The 19419-nt window shown below is 73.3% G+C and carries 19 protein-coding genes and 1 pseudogene; 15 read left to right on the plus strand and 5 right to left on the minus strand.

Going from position 1 to position 19419, the window contains the following annotated elements; all coding sequences use genetic code 11:
• Positions 1-5 precede the first annotated feature (5 nt).
• Both BLV02_RS06165 and BLV02_RS06170 read left to right on the plus strand, forming a co-directional pair.
• Complete coding sequence (locus BLV02_RS06165) at positions 6-788, plus strand: DUF5819 family protein (protein ID WP_069114686.1); 783 nt, start codon at positions 6-8, stop codon at positions 786-788.
• A complete protein-coding gene (locus BLV02_RS06170) occupies positions 785-1822 on the plus strand; it encodes an HTTM domain-containing protein (protein ID WP_069114685.1) in 1038 nt (345 codons plus the stop codon). Before BLV02_RS06165 ends, BLV02_RS06170 begins: the two co-directional genes overlap by 4 nt.
• Here BLV02_RS06170 and BLV02_RS06175 read toward each other — a convergent pair.
• Complete coding sequence (locus tag BLV02_RS06175) at positions 1786-2268, minus strand: carboxymuconolactone decarboxylase family protein (RefSeq protein ID WP_069114684.1); 483 nt, start codon at positions 2266-2268, stop codon at positions 1786-1788. The genes BLV02_RS06170 and BLV02_RS06175 overlap by 37 nt on opposite strands.
• Positions 2269-2391: 123 nt before the next feature.
• Between BLV02_RS06175 and BLV02_RS06180 the strand changes: the two genes are divergently transcribed.
• Positions 2392-3261, plus strand: coding sequence for an RNA polymerase sigma-70 factor (locus BLV02_RS06180; protein WP_069114683.1), 870 nt, complete (start codon positions 2392-2394; stop codon positions 3259-3261).
• Between the two features lie 6 nt (positions 3262-3267).
• Here the strand turns inward: BLV02_RS06180 and BLV02_RS06185 are convergent, their stop codons facing one another.
• On the minus strand, positions 3268-4557 hold the full coding sequence (locus BLV02_RS06185; RefSeq protein ID WP_069114682.1) for a glycosyltransferase family 4 protein: 1290 nt from the start codon (positions 4555-4557) through the stop codon (positions 3268-3270).
• 237 nt (positions 4558-4794) lie between these two features.
• Between BLV02_RS06185 and BLV02_RS06190 the strand changes: the two genes are divergently transcribed.
• The 4 genes from BLV02_RS06190 to mnmA are packed head-to-tail and all read left to right on the plus strand — an operon-like array spanning position 4795 to position 8860.
• Positions 4795-5580, plus strand: coding sequence for an electron transfer flavoprotein subunit beta/FixA family protein (locus tag BLV02_RS06190; RefSeq protein ID WP_069114681.1), 786 nt, complete (start codon positions 4795-4797; stop codon positions 5578-5580).
• A 14-nt stretch (positions 5581-5594) separates the two neighbouring features.
• A complete protein-coding gene (locus tag BLV02_RS06195) occupies positions 5595-6542 on the plus strand; it encodes an electron transfer flavoprotein subunit alpha/FixB family protein (protein ID WP_069114680.1) in 948 nt (315 codons plus the stop codon).
• A gap of 18 nt (positions 6543-6560) precedes the next feature.
• Positions 6561-7766: a cysteine desulfurase family protein gene (locus BLV02_RS06200; protein ID WP_069114714.1), complete on the plus strand. Its 1206-nt coding sequence runs from the start codon at positions 6561-6563 to the stop codon at positions 7764-7766.
• Between the two features lie 2 nt (positions 7767-7768).
• Positions 7769-8860 carry a tRNA 2-thiouridine(34) synthase MnmA gene (mnmA, locus tag BLV02_RS06205; protein ID WP_069114679.1) on the plus strand — a complete coding sequence of 364 codons (1092 nt, stop codon included), beginning with the start codon at positions 7769-7771 and terminating at the stop codon, positions 8858-8860.
• Here the strand turns inward: mnmA and BLV02_RS06210 are convergent.
• The 3 genes from BLV02_RS06210 to BLV02_RS06220 are packed head-to-tail and all read right to left on the minus strand — an operon-like array spanning position 8850 to position 11132.
• Positions 8850-9731, minus strand: a complete 882-nt coding sequence (locus BLV02_RS06210) for an alpha/beta fold hydrolase (RefSeq protein ID WP_069114678.1) — start codon at positions 9729-9731, stop codon at positions 8850-8852. The two genes, mnmA and BLV02_RS06210, sit on opposite strands and share 11 nt — an antisense overlap.
• A gap of 23 nt (positions 9732-9754) precedes the next feature.
• Positions 9755-10366 carry a TetR/AcrR family transcriptional regulator gene (locus BLV02_RS06215; protein ID WP_069114677.1) on the minus strand — a complete coding sequence of 204 codons (612 nt, stop codon included), beginning with the start codon at positions 10364-10366 and terminating at the stop codon, positions 9755-9757.
• A gap of 46 nt (positions 10367-10412) precedes the next feature.
• Complete coding sequence (locus tag BLV02_RS06220; protein WP_069114676.1) at positions 10413-11132, minus strand: VIT1/CCC1 transporter family protein; 720 nt, start codon at positions 11130-11132, stop codon at positions 10413-10415.
• Positions 11133-11264: 132 nt separating this feature from the next.
• Here BLV02_RS06220 and BLV02_RS06225 point away from each other — a divergent pair, with 132 nt between their 5' ends.
• From BLV02_RS06225 to BLV02_RS06255, 8 genes and pseudogenes are all read left to right on the plus strand, one after another.
• Positions 11265-12065: an ANTAR domain-containing protein gene (locus tag BLV02_RS06225; protein WP_069114675.1), complete on the plus strand. Its 801-nt coding sequence runs from the start codon at positions 11265-11267 to the stop codon at positions 12063-12065.
• Positions 12062-12778: a GAF and ANTAR domain-containing protein gene (locus BLV02_RS06230; RefSeq protein WP_069114674.1), complete on the plus strand. Its 717-nt coding sequence runs from the start codon at positions 12062-12064 to the stop codon at positions 12776-12778. The genes BLV02_RS06225 and BLV02_RS06230 overlap by 4 nt, the downstream gene beginning before the upstream one ends.
• 368 nt (positions 12779-13146) lie before the next feature.
• Complete coding sequence (locus BLV02_RS06235; protein WP_069114673.1) at positions 13147-13353, plus strand: hypothetical protein; 207 nt, start codon at positions 13147-13149, stop codon at positions 13351-13353.
• Between the two features lie 175 nt (positions 13354-13528).
• On the plus strand, positions 13529-14551 hold the full coding sequence (locus BLV02_RS06240) for a methionine synthase (protein WP_069114713.1): 1023 nt from the start codon (positions 13529-13531) through the stop codon (positions 14549-14551).
• 89 nt (positions 14552-14640) lie between these two features.
• On the plus strand, positions 14641-14874 hold the full coding sequence (locus BLV02_RS06245; protein WP_069114672.1) for a DUF433 domain-containing protein: 234 nt from the start codon (positions 14641-14643) through the stop codon (positions 14872-14874).
• Positions 14875-14914: 40 nt separating this feature from the next.
• Positions 14915-15211 (plus strand): annotated as a pseudogene (locus BLV02_RS38450) (DUF5615 family PIN-like protein); the annotation flags it as partial.
• A gap of 53 nt (positions 15212-15264) precedes the next feature.
• On the plus strand, positions 15265-17541 hold the full coding sequence (gene ligA, locus BLV02_RS06250; RefSeq protein WP_069114671.1) for an NAD-dependent DNA ligase LigA: 2277 nt from the start codon (positions 15265-15267) through the stop codon (positions 17539-17541).
• A gap of 594 nt (positions 17542-18135) precedes the next feature.
• A complete protein-coding gene (locus BLV02_RS06255) occupies positions 18136-19221 on the plus strand; it encodes a hypothetical protein (protein WP_083289169.1) in 1086 nt (361 codons plus the stop codon).
• Positions 19222-19419 lie beyond the last annotated feature (198 nt).

Below are 19419 nucleotides of genomic sequence, written 5' to 3' on the forward strand. Positions count from 1 at the left end.
CCCGCGTGCCGAAGGAGAGGCCGGACGACACCCAGCGCACCGAGGTGCCGCCGATCGCGAAGGGCGTCGCGTTCTTCCTGGTCGGCGTCCTGGTGCTGCATTTCGCCGCGACGTTCCTGTGGAACGCGCCGAGCAACCCGATCAAGGACTCCGTCGGCGCCCAGGTGTCCGGGTACATGCGGCCGTTCTTCCAGCAGAACTGGAGCCTGTTCGCGCCGAACCCGGTGAACGCCGAGGACGAGCTGCGGGTCCGGGCGCAGGTCGAGGACCCGCAGACCGGTGAGCTGCGCACCACCGACTGGGCCGACGCGACGCGCCTGGAGTGGACGCTGATCACGCACGACCCCGCGCCGTCGCGGGCCAGCCGGCTGACGTCGAACCTGCACCGCCGCGTCAACACCGCCTGGGACGCGCTCACCGACGAGCAGCAGGAGATCGTCGCCGCCGACTACACCGACATGGACGACTGGCGGCCGCTGGCCGACGACCTCATCGCGGCACAGGGCGGCGAGACGTCCGGCCGCGTCGCGAACATCGTCCGCGCCGACCGCGTCGCCACCGGCTATGCCACCCAGCTGGCCAGGGCGCTGTGGGGCGAGGACGTCGTCGCCGTCCAGTTCCAGCTGGTCCGCACGCCGGTGCCGCGCTGGGACGTCCGATTCGACCCGGTGCCCGACGACCCGCAGCGGACGGTGCGCGACTTCGGCTGGCGCCCGGTGCTGGTCGACCCCGACCAGGACGAGGCCGCGTTCGCCGACGTCATCGACGGGCTGGTGGAGAACCGGTGATCGGCGACGCGGTCCGGTTCGTGACCGGCGCCGTCGGGCGGACGGTCGACGCGGGCGAGCAGTGGCTGTTCGACCGCAAGAAGGCCACGTACGGGCTGGCCGCGATGCGCATCCTCATCGGCGTCGCGATCCTCGGCTCGCTCACCGTCAACTTCGCCGCCCGGCACTACGTGTGGGGTCCCGGCTCGCGCTGGCTGACCCCGTGGCTGACGGTCGACGAGTACGGCTTCCCGTTCACGTGGGTGTTCGCGCAGGACGACGGCACCACGGTCTTCACGCTGAAGTACCTGCTGCTGGCCGCGCTGGCCGTCGCGTTCACGCTGGGCTGGCGCACCCGCGTGGTCACCCCGCTGCTGACGATCGCGATCGCCAGCCTGATGCGGCTGAACCCGCTGGCCGACGACGCCGGCGACAACATCGTCCGCATCATGCTGCTGTTCCTGTGCTTCGCCGACACCTCGATGCGGTGGTCGCTGGACGCCCGCCGCCGCGCCCGGCCCGGCTACCGGCCGCTGGTGCCGCTGCCGCCCTGGGTGGGGACGCTGTTCCACAACGTCGCGCTGATGGCCGTCGCCACCCAGGTGTTCATGATCTACATGACGTCCGGGCTGTCGAAGGTGCAGGGCAGCATGTGGCAGGAGGGCGTCGGGCTGTACTACCCGCTGCGCATCGGCCAGTACGCACCGTGGCCCGGGCTGAACGAGTTGGTCTACACCAACGGCGTGTTCGTCACGATCGGCAGCTACGTGACGGTGTTCGTGCAGGTGCTGTTCCCGCTGCTGCTGTTGCGACGGGGCACCCGGGTGCTGGCGCTGCTGGCGATCTTCGCGATGCACGTCGGCATCGCGGTCACGATGGCGTTGCCGTGGTTCTCGCTGGCGATGATCGCCGCCGACATGGTCTTCGTCCGCGACGACACCTACCGGGCGCTGGCCCGCTGGGTGCGCGGGTCCCGGCGACGACGACCGCCGCCGGAACCCGAACCCGAGCCGGCCGGTCAGCTGGACGAGGCGGCGAACGCCCCCGGGACGTAGGAACCACCGCGGTTGCGCACGATGACGTTCATCAGGTTGGCCGCGGTGATCAGCGAGACGACGCAGACCAGCGCGCCGAGCTCGTCGTCGTCGTAGTGCTCGCGCACGGCGGCCCAGGTCGCGTCGGACACGCCGTCGCCGCGGTCGAGCCGGGTGGCCTCCTCGGCCAGCGCGAACGCGGCCCGCTCGGCGTCGGTGAACACCGTCGACTCGCGCCAGGCGGCGACCAGGTGGATCCGCACGTCGGGCTCTCCGGCGGCCGCGGCCTCCTTCGTGTGCGCGTCGACGCAGTAGCCGCAGCCGTTGAGCTGGCTGACCCGCAGCTGCACCAGCTCGCGCAGCGACTTCGGCAGCGCCGAGCCCTCCAGCGCCAGCGCGGCGTTGGCGAAGCGCTTGAGCGTCTTCGCGGCGGTCGGGGTGGAGAACAGGTCGAGTCGGAGCGTCATGGTCGGTCCTTCCGTGCCGGTGTGCGTGACGACCTGGAGATGCCGGCCGGCCCGGTTCCGTGACAGCGCCGGGGTGTGACGTATGCCGCGTCACAGATCCGCGCCGGGCGGTGTCGTACACGTATGGACCCGGCCACCGAGACGTTCGTCGCGTACCGCAACCTGCTGTTCACCGTCGCCTACGAATTGCTCGGCTCGGCCGCCGACGCGGAGGACGTGCTGCAGGAGGTGTGGCTGCGGTGGGCCGGCGTCGACCTCGACGCCGTCCGCGACCGGCGCGCCTACCTGATCCGGACCACCACCCGGCAGGCGCTGGTCCGGCTGCGCACCGTGCGCCGGCGGCGCGAGTCCTACGTCGGCCCGTGGCTGCCCGAGCCGTTGCTGACCACGCCCGACGTCGCCGAGGACGTCGAGCTGGCGGAGAGCGTCTCGATGGCGATGCTGCTGGTGCTGGAGACGCTGACGCCGACGGAGCGGGCGGTGTTCGTGCTGCGCGACGTGTTCGCCGTGGAGTACGACGAGATCGCGCAGGCGGTCGGCAAGACCCCCGCCGCGGTGCGGCAGATCGCGCACCGTGCCCGCGGCCACGTCGCCGCCCGGCGGCCCCGCGGTTCCGCTCCGGCGGACCAGGCCCGGGCCGCGCTGGACGCGTTCCGGCGGGCGGTCGAGACCGGTGACCTGCAGGGACTGGTGGACGTGCTGGCGCCGGACGTCGTCCTGCTCACCGACGGCGGCGGGGTCGCGCGGGCCGCGCTGGAGCCCGTCACCGGTGCCGCGACGGTCGCCGCCGTGCTGGGCCGGATCGCCGCCACGCCGCAGCTCGCGCTGGTGAACGGCCACCCGGCGCTGGTGCTGCGCGACGACGGCGCGATCGACACCGTGCTGGCGGTGCGGCTCGACGGCGGGCTGGTCACCGGCCTCTACGCGGTGCGCAACCCGGAGAAGCTGGCGCGGTTCGGCCGCGCCGTGACGCTGCGCCGGGCCCGCCTCTGAGCGCCGTCAGACCTCGCCGCGGACCCGCTTCCAGGCCTGCTGCACTGCCGCGGGGCGGTCGGCCAGGATGTTGCCGTCGGGCGCCGGTGCGGGCCGTGGCCGCGGCGGCCGGGGGTCGGCGACGGCGGCCGCGTAGACCTTCTCGGTCTCGCGGGCGACCGCCGTCCAGACGAACTCGGTGGCGATGCGCTGGTGGGCGGCCCGGACCAGCCGCTGCGACAGGCCGGGCTCGTCGAGCAGCCGCATGGCCGCCGCCGCGAGGTCGCCGGGGTCGCGCGGCGGCACCAGCAGGCCGGTGACGTCGTGCTCGATGACCTCGCGCAGGCCGCCGCTGTCGCCGGCGATGACCGGGGTGCCGGCCGCGCACGCCTCGAGCGCCACGATGCCGAACGGCTCGTACGACGACGGGCACATGGCGACGTCGGCGGCGCCGAACAGGGCGGCGAGGTCGGGCTGGTCCATGCGCCCGGCGAACTGGACGACGTGGTCGATCTGCAGCCGCTGCGCCAGCCGCCGCAGGTTGATCTCCTGCGACCCGGCGCCGGCCAGTACCAGCCGGGCGTCGTGGTGGCGCTGCCGGACCAGCGAGAGCGCCTCGACGCAGACGTCGACGCCCTTCTCCCACTCCAGCCGGCCGCCGAACACCAGCAGCGGCGTCTTCGGCGGGATGCCGAACCGCTCGCGGGTGGCCCGCCGCGCCTCGGCCGTGGTGCGCCAGGCGGGGTGGTCGACGGCGTTGCGGATGACGGTGAGGTCCTCGGGCGGGACGTCGAACGCGGCGGCCGCCTCGACCCGCATGGCCTCGGAGCAGACGATGGAGCGGGTGGCCTCGGCGACCAGCCACGCCTCGATGTCGTGCCGGGCTCGCGACAGCGGCGTCGACAGCCAGCCGTCCCACAGCCCCGCCTCGGTGGCGTGGACGGTGGCGACCAGCGGCGCGTCGATGGCGCGCGCGACGTTGATGCCGGCGTGCGCGTCGACCCAGTCGTGCGCGTGGACGACGTCGGGCATCCACTCGCGGGTGAGGCGGTGGGCGGTGCGCATGAGGCTGGTGTTGAGCGCCAGCACCCACGGCACGAGGTCTTCGCCGCGCTCGCCGGCCGGCGGGTCGGGCGGAGCCCGGAACACCCGCACACCCTTGTCGTCCTCTTCCTCGGGCATCCCCGGGGCGGACTGGGTGACGACGGCGACGTCGTGTCCGTCGGCCACGAGACCCTCGGTCAGGCGGTGGACGTGGCGCCCCAGTCCGCCGTAGATGACGGGCGGGTACTCCCACGAGACGACAAGTATCCGCATCGCGCGATCATTTCACAGCGGCCGCAAGATCGGGACCGCGTACGGACGGCGAAAACGGGTATCGGCGGCCGTCCCGGACTGTGACGTGTTGCACGTCGCCGGGGCTTGGGCCGCCGGTTACTCCTCGGTAACATCGGGACAGTCGACGGCCCCGCCACCCCGGTGTGGGCTAGCCTCGCGATGGACGCCACACTTGCAGCTCTCCACCTGCCCGGCCTAGGAGGTCGCAACCCGGCCATGAAGATCGTCACCCTGGTCAAGCACGTTCCGGACGCCACCGCGGACCGGACTTTCACCGCCGCCGACAACACCACCGACCGTGTGGGTGTGGACGGCTTGTTGTCCGAGTTGGACGAGTATGCCGTCGAGGAGGCACTGAAGATCGCCGAGGCCGGCGAGGGGGTCGAGGTCGTGGCGCTGACGATGGGCCCCGAGGGCGCTGACGCGGCGTTGAAGAAGGCGCTGCAGATGGGTGCGGACTCCGGTGTGCACGTGGTCGACGACTCCCTGCACGGGTCCGACGCGCCGGCCACCGCGCGGGTGCTGGCGGCCGCGGTCGCGAAGGTCGGTGACGTCGATCTGGTGCTGACCGGCATGGCGTCGACCGACGGCGGCATGAGCGTGGTCCCGGCGATGCTGGCCGAGCACCTCGGGCTGGCGCACGTGGGGTTCGTCGGTGAGCTGGCGGTGTCGGAGGCGTCGGTGACGGCGCGCCGCGACGGCGACGTCGCGTCGGAGACCATCGAGGCCGCGCTGCCGGCGGTGGTGGCGGTGACCGACCAGATCAACGAGCCGCGGTACCCGTCGTTCAAGGGGATCATGGCGGCGAAGAAGAAGCCGCTAGTGACGTGGACGCTGGGCGACCTCGGCATCGACGCGGCGGGTGTGGGGCTGGGTGCCGCGGCGTCGGTCGTGCGTGAGGTGGTGAAGCGGCCCGAGCGGACGCAGGGTCAGGTCGTGACCGACGACGGCGACGGCGGCGCGAAGCTGGCCGAGTTCCTGGCCGCGCAGAAGTTCATCTGAGCAGGGAGACGACGATGGCTGAGATTCTGGTCCTGGTCGACCACGTCGACGGCGCGGTGCGCAAGACCACGCTGGAGCTGCTGACGCTCGCGCGCCGCGCGGGCGAGCCGGCGGCCGTCTTCCTGGGGTCGGGGTTCGACGCGGCCCGTGACACGCTGGGGGAGTACGGCGCGGCGAAGGTGTACGTCGTCGAGGCGCCCGAGTTCGAGCAGTACCTGGTGGTGCCGAAGGCCGAGGCGCTGGCGCAGATCGCCCAGACGTCGGGTGCGGCTGGGGTGCTGCTGACGTCGTCGCCGGAGGGCAAGGAGATCGCGGCCCGGCTGGCGGTGAAGCTGGGGTCCGGCGTCATCACCGACGCGACCGATGTCGCGGCCGACCTCACGACGACGCAGTCGGTGTTCGCCGGCGGCTACACCGTCACCGCCCAGGTGACGACGGGTGCGCCCGTCATCACGGTGAAGCCGAACGCCATCACCCCCGAGCCCGCCCCGGCCACGCCGGCGGAGGAGAAGGTCGCGGTGGCGTTCAGCGAGGCGGCCACGAAGGCGCGCATCGTCGAGCGCAAGCCGCGCGCGGCTACCGGCCGCCCGGAGCTGACCGAAGCCAGCATCGTGGTGTCGGGCGGGCGCGGCACCGGCGGTGACTTCGCCCCCGTCGAGGCGCTGGCCGACGCGCTGGGCGCGGCCGTGGGCGCGTCACGGGCCGCGGTCGACTCCGGCTGGTACCCGCACGCCTACCAGGTCGGGCAGACCGGCAAGACGGTGTCGCCGCAGCTCTACCTCGCGGCCGGCATCTCCGGCGCCATCCAGCACCGGGCCGGCATGCAGACCTCGAAGACCATCGTCGTGGTCAACAAGGACCCCGAGGCGCCGATCTTCGCCATGGCCGACTTCGGCGTCGTCGGCGACCTCCACACCGTCCTGCCCCAGGCCACCGAGGAGATCCGCAAGCGTCAGGGCTGACGACGTAAACTGGTGGCGATGTCCGAGCGCCGCGTCTATCTCGACCACGCGGCGACGACCCCCGTCCTCCCCGAAGTGATCGACGTCGTCGCCGCGGCCATGGCGACCCTCGGCAACCCCTCGTCGCTGCACGCCTCCGGCCGGCACGCCCGCAAGCTGGTCGAGGAGGCGCGCGAGTCCGTCGCCGCCGGCCTCGGTGCGCGGCCCAGTGAGGTGGTGTTCACCTCGGGCGGCACCGAGGCCGACAACCTCGCCGTCAAGGGCCTCTACTGGGCCCGCCGCGCCGCCGACCCGCGCCGCGTGCGCATCCTCGCCTCGGCCGTCGAGCACCACGCCGTCCTCGACACCGTCGACTGGCTGGCCGCCGAGCAGGGCGCGAAGGTCGAGTGGCTGCCGGTCGACGCCACCGGGCGGCTCGACGTCGACGCGCTGCGCCGAGTCGTCGAGGCCGACCCCGAGTCGGTCGCGCTGATCACCGTCATGTGGGCCAACAACGAGGTCGGCACGGTGCAGCCCGTCGGCGAGGTGGTCGCGGTCGCGCATGAGCACGGCATCGCCGTCCACTCCGACGCCGTGCAGGCGGTCGGCGCGCTGCCCGTCCACTTCGGCGACTCCGGGCTGGACGCCATGACGGTGTCCGGGCACAAGGCCGGCGCCCCGGTCGGCGTCGGCGCGCTGCTGCTGCGCCGCGAGGCCGACGTCGTGCCCGTCCTGCACGGCGGCGGGCAGGAGCGCGACGTCCGCTCCGGCACGCTCGACGCCCCCGCCGTCACCGGGCTGGCCGCGGCGCTGCGCTCGACGTTGGCCGATGTCCCGGCCCGTTCGGCCGCCCTGACGGTGCTGCGCGAGCGGCTGGTCGCGGGCGTGCGGGCGGCGGTGCCCGATGCGGTGCTCAACGGCTCGCCCGGCGGGTTGCCGGGCATCGCGCACTTCTCCTTCCCCGGCTGCGAGGGCGACGCGCTGCTGCTCCTGCTCGACGCCGCCGGCATCGACTGCTCCACCGGCAGCGCCTGCACGGCCGGCGTGCCCGAGCCGTCGCACGTCCTGCTGGCCATGGGCGCGCCGCACGAGCAGGCCCGCGGGTCGCTGCGGTTCTCGCTGGGCCACACGTCCACGGCTCACGACGTCGACGCGCTGGTCGCGGCCATCGGGCCGGCCGTCGAGCGGGCCCGCGCCGCCGGCATCGTCAACGTCGCCACCAGTCGTTCAACCGGGGGGAACTGACCATGCGCGTCCTCGCCGCGATGTCCGGCGGAGTCGACTCGGCGGTCGCCGCGGCGCGGCTGGTCGAGGCCGGCCACGACGTCACCGGCGTGCACCTCGCGCTGTCGTCGAACCCGCAGTCGTTCCGCACCGGCGCCCGCGGCTGCTGCACCATCGAGGACTCCCGCGACGCCCGCCGCGCCGCCGACGTCCTGGGCATCCCGTTCTACGTCTGGGACCTCGCCGAGCGGTTCCGCGCCGACGTCGTCGACGACTTCGTCGCCGAGTACGCCGCCGGCCGCACGCCCAACCCGTGCCTGCGCTGCAACGAGAAGATCAAGTTCGCCGCCGTGCTCGACCGCGCGCTCGCGCTCGGGTTCGACGCCGTCGGCACCGGGCATTACGCGCGGGTCGTCGCCGGCCCGGCGGGTCCCGAGCTGCACCGCGCCGCCGACCCCGAGAAGGACCAGTCCTACGTACTCGGCGTGCTGACAGCCGCCCAGCTGTCGCATGCCCTGTTCCCGCTCGGCGACACCGTCAAGGCCGAGGTCCGCGACGAAGCCGAGCGGCGCGGCCTGGCCGTCGCCCGCAAGCCCGACAGCCACGACATCTGCTTCATCGCCGACGGCGACACCGCCGGCTTCCTGCGCGAGCGCCTCGGCTCCGAGCCGGGCGAGGTGGTCGACGCCGACGGCGCCGTCGTCGGCACGCACGAGGGGACCTACGGGTTCACCATCGGGCAGCGCAAGGGGCTGCGCATCGGCACGCCGGCCGCCGACGGCAAGCCGCGCTACGTCCTCGACATCTCCCCGGTCGACCGCCGGGTCACCGTCGGCCCGCGCGAGGCGCTCGCCGTCGACGCGCTCACCGGGGTGGCGCCGCGCTGGTGCGGCGCGCCGCCGCCCGCGTCGTCGCCGCTGTCGTGCCTGGCCCAGTTCCGGGCACACGGCACCCCGGTCCCGGCGGCCGCGACGGTGCTGCCGTCCGGCGTCGAGGTGACGTTCGAGACCGCCCAGGAGGGCGTCGCGCCCGGTCAGGCGATCGTGCTCTACGACGGCACCCGGGTCGTCGGGTCGGCCACCATCGACCGCACCCGCTCGGCCGTCAGCGCGTGACGTAGTCGACGACCAGCCCGATGACGCCGGGGTCGCGCAGGATGCGCTGGTGCCCGAGGCCGTCGGTGCTGACCAGCTCCGCCTCCGGCCACGCGGCCGCGAGCGCGGCGCCGTCGTCGTACGGGACCTCCTTGTCCTTGCGATCGTGCACGACGAGCGTGGGCGGGACCTCCGCGCGCCGGGCCAGCCCGGTGACGTCGAAGTCGGCCAGCGGGCGACCGGCCTTGCGTTCCAGCAGCGTCAGCATGCGGCCGCGGGTGCGCTCGCCGAAGCCCATCGTCCGCTGGAACAGCGCGAGCCCGTCGCTGAGCGTGGTGCTCGGCGCGATCAGCACCAGCCGCGCCGCCGGCAGCCCGTCCAGCACCGCCACCGCCGTGGCGGCACTGCCGAGGGAGTGCGCGACGACGGCGGACGGCTTGCCGTGCTTGCCCGCGGCCGCCGCCAGCGCCTCGGAGAACTCGACGCCGGTGGCCCGGCCGCGGCCCAGCTGCCCCGGCCCGGACTCGCCGTGGCTGGGCGCGTCGACCGCCACCACCCGCCGCCCGGCGTCGACCAGCGGCTGCACGAACGCGCCGAGCTGGCCGCGCCAGCCGCCCCAGCCGTGCATGAGGTAGACCGGCGGGCCGAACCCCCAGCTCTCCACCGCGACCGTGCGGCCGTCGGGGAGGGTCAGCGTGCTGCGCTCGCCCGGCCGCGGCCGCTCGTCGCGGCGGCGGCCGCCGGTGTTGGGCAGCGTGCACCACAGCCCGGCGGCCCAGCGGGCGCCGGCCGACGGCGCGACGCGGTCGAGCGTGCGGAACGCGACCCGGAGCGCGCGGAGCTTCGCACCAGCACGAACGATCGTGCGATTCTGCGGCGAGACGGTGGTCATGGACGGGTCCCTTCGCGGTTCTTCTAGGTGGTGGCCGGGGCGGGCCCGGCGACGCGGGCGGCGTCGAGCAGCCGCTCGAACGCGTACCGTGCCCGTGCCTCCGACCGCTCGTCCTCGAGCAGCCGGTGGGCGTGGTAGAAGCCGAGCATGATGCCGTCGAGGTCGGCGGCGAACTGCAGCGGGTCGGCGTCGTCGCGGAAGTGGCCCTCGGCGATGCCCGACGCGAACATGCGGGCGCAGGAGTCGTAGAGGTCGAGGTGGTCGCGGACCAACTGATCGCGGACCGGGCCGTCCTGCTCGTCCAGCTCGGCGGAGGCCTTGACGAACAGGCAGCCGCCGGGCATGCGGGTGCGGCCGCACTCGACCCAGCGCTCGAACAGCTCACGCACCCGCGGCTCGCCGCGCGGCGCCAGCAGCGCCGGCCGGATGACGGTGTCGATGAACTCGGTGCGGGCCTCGCGCAGCACCTCCAGCTGCAGCAGCTCCTTGGACCGGAAGTGCGCGAACAACCCGCTCTTGGACATGCCGGTGGCGGCGGCGAGGTGGCCGATGGTGAGCCCGCCCAGGCCGACCCGATAGGCCGTCTCGACTCCCTTGCGGAGGATGACCTGCCGGGTCTCGGCGCCCTTTGTCACGCCATCAAAATAGCACGACCGTTCGTGCGGCGCGAGGGGGTGTGGCCTACGAGACGGACACGCCGATCGCCGAGCCGACGACGTACGTCACCGCCATGGTCAGCAGCCCCACGATCACCGCCCGCGACGCCGCCCGCCAGCGCCGTCCGCCGCCCAGCCGCGCGCCCACGTACCCGGTGAGGGCCAGCGCGATCACCACCGTCACCATCGTGACCGGCACCCGCGCGCCGGCCGGCGGCAGCACGATCGCCAGCAGTGGCAGCGTCGCACCCAGCGCGAACGCCACGAACGACGACAGCGCCGCCGTCCACGGGTTGGTCTGCTCGTCGGCGTCGATGCCGAGCTCGACCTCGGCGTGCGCCGCCAGCGCGTCCTCGGCCGTCAGCTCGCGCGCGACCTGCTCGGCCAGCGGGCGCGACAGGCCCTTGCGCTCGTAGATCAGGGTGAGCTCGGCCAGCTCCTCGTCGGCGAGGTGCTCCAGCTCCCACCGTTCCCGCGCGAGCGCCGCCCGCTCGGTGTCGCGCTGGGCGCTGACGGAGGTGTACTCGCCGCCGGCCATCGAGAACGCGCCCGCGACCAGGCCGGCCACACCGGTCAGCAGCAGCCAGTCGCGGGCGGTGGTGGCGCCGGCGACGCCGACCACGATGCCGGCGGTGGAGATGATGCCGTCGTTGGCGCCGAGGATGCCCGCGCGCAGCCAGTTCAGCCGCCCCGCCAGCTTGCCGTGATAGTGCTGCTCGCCCTCGTGCGGCGTCACCTCGGCCATGCCGACAGCGTAGCGACGCGCGGCCCGTCATACAGCGTCGATAGGCACTGGCGCGGGGCCCGGCGGACCTGTCAAAATTTCCCGTCGACGGGGAGGGAACCATCGTGGTGGTCTGTGGATGGGCGGGGACGTTTGTGCGCTGAGCACCGAGCTGACCACGTCTGGGGGGCGATTCTCGAACGCGCGCGGGCCGAGGGCGCCGACCTGTCGCTGCGGCACGTGCTGGAGGCCTGCGCCGTCGCTCTCGGCGCGGCCGGGTGCGGGCTGTCGGTGGTCGGCGCGTCCGGCGCCCGCGAGCCGGTGCTGTCCGTCGGCGCGCTCTGCGAGGAGCTCGAGGAGCTGCAGTTCACCCTCGGTCAGGGCCCCGGCGTCGACGCGTCCGGCGACGGCGTGGTGCTGGCGCCCGACCTCGCCGCCGGATTCGCCACGCGGCGCTGGCCGGTGTTCGCGCCGGCCGCGGTGCAGCGGGGCGTGCGAGGACTGTTCGCGTTCCCCGTGGCGGCCGGTGCGGCCCGGGTCGGCGTGCTGGACGTGTACCGGCGCGACGCCGGCGACCTGGGCGACGCGCGGCTGTCGACGGCGCTGGCCTACGCCGACGCGGTGCTCGTCGTGGTGCTCGACGAGCGCGGATCGGTCGGGACCGGTCCGGACCAATTTCGAGGTGGCATGCTGCCGGAACGCCGCGCCGAGGTGCACCAGGCCGCGGGCATGGTGAGTGTGCAGCTCAGCGTCGAAGTGAGCGAGGCGCTGGTGCGGTTGCGGGCCTACGCCTACGTCCACGAACGCCGGCTGGCCGAGGTGGCCGCCGACGTCGTGGCGCGACGATTGAGATTCACCCCGGACCGGCGCGGCATGAACGACACGGCTGCGGGGAACGGGATGATGGACGCGCCTCCGCACCCCGACCCCGACCACCCGGAGGGCGGCGCATGAGTACCACCGACCGGCGAGTCCGCGAGACCTTCGTCGAACTGGCCGACACGCTCGTGGACGACTACGACGTGCTCGGCTTCCTCGACGTGCTCGCACACCGGGTGGTCGAACTGCTCGACGTCGACGCCTGCGGCGTCGTCCTGGCCGACCACCACGGCACCCTCAGCCTCGTCGCGGCCTCCACGGAGGAGACCCGGCTGCTGGAGCTGTCGCAACTGCAGAACTCCGAGGGCCCGTGCTACGACGCCTTCCACGGCGGCCGGCCGGTGTCGATGGAGGACCTGCGCAAGGGCGACGAGCGCTGGCCGCTGTTCGCCCCCGCCGCCCGCGAGGCCGGGTTCCTCGGCGTCCACGCCCTGCCCATGCGGCTGCGCGAGGTGGTCGTCGGCGCGATGAACCTGTTCGCCGTCAGGCCGAGGAAGCTGCCGGACGACCTGCTGGCGCTCGGTCAGGCGATGGCCGACGTCGCCACCATCGGGATCCTGCACGAGCGCACCATCCGCCAGCAGGGCGTGGTGGTCGGGCAGCTCCAGTCCGCCCTCGACAGCCGGATCCTCGTCGAGCAGGCCAAGGGCGTGCTGGCCGAGCGGCGCTCCATCTCCGTCGACGAGTCGTTCGCGCTGCTGCGCGGCCACGCGCGGTCGACCAACAGCAAGCTGCGCGACGTCGCGGCCGCCGTCGTCGCCGGGGGGCTCACCGACCTCCGCGCCTGACACCCCGGCGCGGGAACTGGCCCCCTTGACCACCGCGGGAGTCCGGCGTAGCGTCCGCAGAGATGTGCCGAATGCGGCTCTGACGTGCTCTGTCGTGCCGTGCCGTCGCATCTGGACGTCGCCCTGGACCTCGGCGGCACACGCCGGAGGGTCGGCACGTCCTCGTGCCTGTCTCTTCGCGCAGCGGTCTTGGCTTCGGCCACGATCGCGGGGCGGGCCGCCCACGCCGGCCGCTCGCCGTCGGGCACATCCGGCTCCGGCCGGTCGAGGGGGGCGCGCCCGACGGTGAGCGCGCCGGCCGGGCGGGCAGCCATCCGCGTGACGGCAGTGCTGGTGATGGCCGGGGGGCCGCGAGAAGCGGGGTGCGCATGGGTGGTGACGTCGGCGCGGCAGCGGACCGCCTGCTGCGGCGGATGCACGCGGTAGGCCTGGAGCTCCAGCTCCTCCTCGACGAACTGGACGACGATCCGCTGGCCGGCCCCGTCAGTCGCGCCGTCGTCGAGGTGGACCTGACGGTCCGTGAGCTGCAGGGCCGCGCCCTCGCCCGCGCCGCCGACCCCGTCCCGGACGCCTGACCGCGCCGGCTCTTGTGGCCGCGCCCTCGCCCGCGCGGCCGACGTTGTCGGTGCCCGCCCCTAGGGTGGGCCCCACCCGGGCCGGGAGGGCCATCGGCCCGGTCCCTCGGCGGCGCTTCCACCACCGCGGCGCCGCAGCCGGCCGCGGCGGACTATCGCCTAGGGTTCTGTGTTCGTGAGCGACTACGTGTGGGCGCCGGCGACGGCGACGGGCATCGGTTCGCTGCCGTTCCCAGACCGCGACGAGGCCGCGCGGGTCGTCGTCGGCGAGCTGCCCGACTTCCCGCACCTGGCCGAGCTGCCCGCCCGCGGGGCCGGCGCCGACATGATCGGCCGGGCCGCGTCGCTGCTGGTCGACCTGCACGTCGATCTGCAGCCGTCGGGCTGGCGGCTGGTCGCGCGGCCGGGCGCCGACGAGCGGCGCGCGGCGTCGTTCCTGGGCGCCGACCTCGACGCGTTGGAGATCGCCGCCTACGGCTACGAGGGCCCGCTGAAGGTGCAGGTCACAGGTCCGCTGACGCTGGCGGCGTCGGTCGAGCACCACCGCGGCGGCGCGCTCGTCGGCGACCCGGGGGCGCGGCGGGATCTCGCGGCCTCCCTCGCCGAGGGCGTGTCCGCGTTCGTGGCCGACGCCGTGCGGCGGGTGCCGGGCGCCTCCGTCGTCCTGCAGCTGGACGAGCCGTCGCTGCCCGCCGTCCTGGCCGGGGCGATCGCGACGCCGAGCGGGTTCGGCCGACTCCGCGCGGTCGACGTGGCGGATGCGTCCGCGCTGGTCGGCGCCGTGGTCACGCGGGTGGACGCGCCGGTCGTCGTGCACTGCTGCGCGTCGTCGGTGCCGGTCGACGTCGTGCGTTCGGCCGGGGCGGTCGCGGTGTCGCTGGACGTGTCGCTGCTGGCCGCCGCCCCGGCGGCGGAGCTGGACGCGCTGGCCGCGGCGGTCGACGCCGGCCTGGCGGTGTGGCCCGGCGTGGTGCCGTCGCTGCGCCCGTCCACCCCGCCGTCCGACCGCGAGCTCGCCCAGCGCGTCGTCGGGCTCTGGCGCCGCCTCGACCAGGACCCCGCGGCCATGGCCGCCCGCACCGTCGTCACCCCGTCCTGCGGCCTCGCCGGCGCCGACCCCGCCTGGGCCCGCCGCGCCTACACCCTCGCCCGCACGACGGCACGCGCCTTCGCCGACCTCGTTGCCGAGACCGGATGAATGTGCTATCGATGGCACGCTCATTGGGCCCACCTGGCGTATTTCCTGGACGGAGCGATGAGTGTGTCTTCCGTGGCACGCTGGGCGATGTGAACGGCTTCGATCGCATCACCGTTGAGCCAGGCAAGCTGGGCGGCCAGCCGTCCGTCCGCGGCCACCGCTTCACGGTGGAGCATCTGCTGCGCCTCGTCGGCTCCGGCTGGACCCTGGAGCGGATCCAGGAAGACTTCCCGTTCATCGAGGCCGCCGACATTCAGCACGCGATTGCCTATGCGTCGTTCGCTGTGGGCGAGTATCACCTGCCGGTGCGGCAAGCTGTATGACGTTCCTCGTCGCTGAGGACGGTTCACGCAGACAGGGCTCACCAGCACTGACGACGCCCACATCGTCGCTCGGGCCGCAGCCGAGGATCGGGTCGTCATCTCGTGCGACCACGACTTCATCCAGATCCTCTACGCGAGTGGTGCCTCGAAGCCGTCACTTCTCCTGACCCGTGATGTCGACACCCTGCCGTCGGCGGACCTGGCGGCATTGATCCTCGCGGCTCTGTCTCCGGAACTCGACGAGTTCCTGACCGCCGGAGCGATCGCCACGCTGACCCCGGATCGGGTGCGGGTCCGCCCACTGCCGCTGCGGCCGGTGGATACCGCGTCGACCTGACAAGCGGCGCCGGTTCCGGCACATCGTCAGTGGTGGGCGCTACCGTCTGTGCTGTGACCGAGCCAGTCGACAGCAACGACGTCCCGACGCAGGTGCGCGAGCGCCATGCCACGCTCTCGCAAGAGATCGAGGACCACCGCCAGCGGTACTACTTCGCCACACCCACCGTCAGCGACGCCGAGTTCGACCAGCTCATGCACGAGTTGGAGGGCATCGAGGAGCAGTACACCGAGCTGCGCACCCCCGACTCCCCGACGCAGAAGGTGGGCGCGCCGGTGGCCGAGCCGGGCGCCGGCGTCGAGGCGTCGTGGCCGCCGGTCGAGCACCTCGAGCGCATGCTGAGCCTCGACAACGCGTTCTCCTCCGACGACATCGCCGAGTGGGCCGCCCGGGTCGAGCGCGAGGTCGGCACCGGCGCGCGGTACCTGTGCGAGCCGAAGGTCGACGGCCTGGCGGTCGACATCGTGTACCGCGACGGCCGGCTGGCCACGCTCGCCACCCGCGGCGACGGCCGCACCGGCGAGGACATCACCTACAACGCGCAGTTCGTCGACGCCATCCCGAACGAGCTGACCGGCACCGACGAGTTCCCGGTGCCGTCCGTGGTCGAGATCCGCGGCGAGGCGGTGTTCCCGACGGCCGAGTTCGAGGCGGTCAACGCCGAGCGGGCCGACCTCGGGCTGCCGTTGTTCGCCAACGCCCGCAACTCCGGCGCCGGCGTGCTCCGTCAGCGCATGGACCGCCGCCGCGAGAAGCTCGACGCCGCCAAGGCGAAGGCCGACGCCGCCGGGAACGAGGGCCGGTCGCAGCTGGCGTACGAGCGCGTCCTCGAGGAGTACGAGCGGGCCCGGCGCAACCTCAACCGCATGATCCTGGTCTGCCACGGCATCGGCCGCCGCGACGGCTTCGACATCCGGTTCCAGTCCGAGGCGTACGAGGCGCTGCGCGCGTGGGGACTGCCGGCCAGCGACCGCCCGCAGGTCGTCCCCGACCTCGACGCCGTCCAGGGCTTCATCGACCACTACGGCCAGCACCGTCACGACATCGAGTTCGAGATCGACGGCGTCGTCGTCAAGGTCGACCAGGTCGACCTCCAGCGCCAACTCGGCTCCACGTCGCGGGCGCCACGGTGGGCCATCGCGTTCAAGTACCCGCCCGAAGAGGTCACCACCAAGCTCATCGACATCCGGGTCAACGTCGGGCGCACCGGCCGGGTCACCCCGTACGGCGTCATGGAGCCGGTCAAGGTCGCCGGCTCCACGGTCGAGAACGCCACCCTGCACAACGCGTCCGAGGTCAAGCGCAAGGGCGTGCTCATCGGCGACACCGTCGTGCTGCGCAAGGCCGGCGACGTCATCCCCGAGATCCTCGGCCCGGTCGCCGAACTGCGCGACGGCAGCGAGCGCGAGTTCGTCATGCCCTCCGAGTGCCCGGCCTGCGGCACCCCGCTCGCCCCGGCCAAGGAGGGCGACGTCGACATCCGCTGCCCGAACAGCCGGTCGTGCCCGTCGCAGCTGCGCGAGCGGCTGTTCTACCTGGCCGGACGCAGCGGGTTCGACATCGAGGCCATGGGCTGGGAGGCCGGCATCGCGCTCATCGACGCCGGCGTCGTGGCCGACGAGGGCGACGTGTTCGGGCTCGATGCCGACCAGCTCAAGCAGGTGCCGCTGTTCACCAACACCGACGGCGAGCTGACGGTCAACGGCCGCCGCCTGCTCGACAACCTGCGCAAGGCCAAGGAGCAGCCGCTCTGGCGCGTCCTCGTCTCGCTGTCCATCCGGCACGTCGGCCCCACGGCGGCGCGTGCGCTGGCCGGAGCGCTCGGCTCGATGGAGGCCATCCGCGAGGCGAGCGAAGAGGAACTCGCCGGCACCGACGGCGTCGGCCCCACCATCGCCGCGTCGGTGAAGGAGTGGTTCGCCGTCGACTGGCACCAGGCCATCGTCGACAAGTGGGCCGCGGCCGGCGTCCGCATGGTCGACGAGCGCGACGAGTCGACGCCGCGCACGCTCGAGGGCCTCACCGTCGTCGTCACCGGGTCGCTGCAGGGCTTCTCCCGCGACGACGCTAAGGAGGCCATCCTGGCGCGCGGCGGCAAGGCGTCCGGCTCGGTGTCGAAGAAGACGTCGTTCGTGGTCGCGGGCGAGAACGCCGGGTCCAAGCACGACAAGGCGGTCGAGCTGAAGGTGCCCGTGCTCGACGAGGACGGCTTCCGAGTGCTGCTGGAGTCGGGGCCCGAGGAGGCGACGAAACTGGCTCGGGTCGGCGAGGGCGGCAGCGAGGAGCCGGCCGACGACGCAGCCGAGGCCGCCGGCGACGCCGCCGAGTAGGCGGGTGGACACGCGCGAAGGGTCCGGCGAATGCCAGACCCTTCGTGTCCAGGAAGACTCGTCCGCGGCCCGGAGGCGCGAGGCGAGCTGCTCCGTGGAACCGGAGATCGGAGTCCTCTACGCCCGGGCCGAGAACCGGCCCGCGACCGCAGCGTAGGCCTGCAGTCGCAACTTGGCGAGGTACCGGCCTGGATGGAGCCGGCTGAGGTGTCTCCGTCCGTGCTGACGACTCATGAGGGGTCCTCTCGCTACTGACGAGGTTCCACAGGGCCGTCGTACGACCGCTCGGGAACCAGACGATGTGCCGGTGTCCCGAGCGGGACTCCAGTGTTCAGTTGTCCCTCCATGATCGTTCCGTCCAGCTGGACGGTCAAGGGGGTTCCCCGTATGCGTCATTTACCCCGTTTCACCTGCGGATTTACGTTCACGAAAAAAGTCCCTGCGGGGGTCTGGCGCGAGGGGCGTCCGCTCATGCATCCTTGCGTCGATAAGGCACATCTCGCCGCAGAAACACCCGGTGGTCACACCATCGTCAGTGCCACCTCTGCGCCCGTCCCCCGGAGTGAGGTTCCCATGACCTCTTTCGCTGAGCGTGTGGCTCCAGCGGCGGAGCTCTTCCCGGTCGAGGCCCCGTGGCCGCGCCGGCTCGGAGCGGCCAAGACCTCCTACATCACCCGGCACGTCATCGATCTCGTGCCGTCCGGCGACGAGCTGATGCTGGCGCCGGCGACCATCCCGGCGGCCGGCGACGTGATCCTGGCGCGGGTCGAGTCGATCGGCGCCCACGACTGGATCGAACGGCCCGACGGCCGCAAGGCGCGGCTGTTCGCGGGCGACGAGATCATCGTCGCGTACGGCGCCCGGTACGCCACCGACGCCTACGAGGCCGTCGTACCGGACGACCTCGGCCCGTGCGATCTCGTCGCGGCCGGCGGCATGGCCGGTCGGGTCGTCGGCGCGTACGCGGGGTTCGCGGCGCCGACCCGCATCGTGCCGATCGGCCAGCTGGCCGGGCCCGACGGACGTGGGCTGACGGTGCGCTCGGGGGCACCGATTCCGCTGCTGCCGGCGCCGCCGACGCTGCACCCACCGGTCATCGCCGTCGTCGGGGCCTCGATGAACGCCGGCAAGACGACGTCGGCCGCGTCGCTGGTGCGGGGCATCACGCGGTCCGGGCGGCGGGTCGGCGCGGCCAAGGTCACCGGGACCGGCGCCGGCAACGACCGCTGGCACCTCGTCGACGCCGGTGGCGCGCCGGTGCTCGACTTCACCGACGCCGGGTTCCCCTCGACCCACCTCGTGGCGCCCGACGACCTCGTCGCGACGTACTTCGGGCTGCTCTCCGCGGTGGCGGCGGCCGAGCCCGACATGGTGGTCATCGAGATCGCCGACGGCGTCGCCCACGTCGAGACCGCACGGCTGCTCGCCGATCCCGCCGTCCAGTCGACCCTCAGCGGCGTCCTCTTCGCGGCCGGCGACGCGCTCGGCGCCCTCTCGGGGGTGAACCTGCTGCGCTCGTGGCACCTCCACGTCGCCGCCGTCACCGGCAAGGTCACGTCGTCGCCGCTGGCCGCCCGCGAAGCGGCCGCCCTGGTCGACGTCCCCGTAGTCACCACTCACGAGCTCATGGAGCCGTCCGTCGCCGCCGCGCTCGTCGCACTGGGCTCGGAGGCGGCCTGACGCTGGTCTTGGGGGCCGGGCGAGGAGTCGAACCTCGCATGTGGGCGCGGGGGTGATCCCTCGGTCCGCCTCACCCGGGTGGGTAGTTGCCGTATGTCTACCGGCCCGCGTCCTTAACGCCGATGATGGTGCGAATCATTCCCGATCAGGGCTACGTTGTGTTGGCCGCCGCCCGCGACGCCTCGTGGCCGTTACGGC

Source organism: Jiangella alba, from assembly GCF_900106035.1.
GTDB lineage: Bacteria > Actinomycetota > Actinomycetes > Jiangellales > Jiangellaceae > Jiangella > Jiangella alba.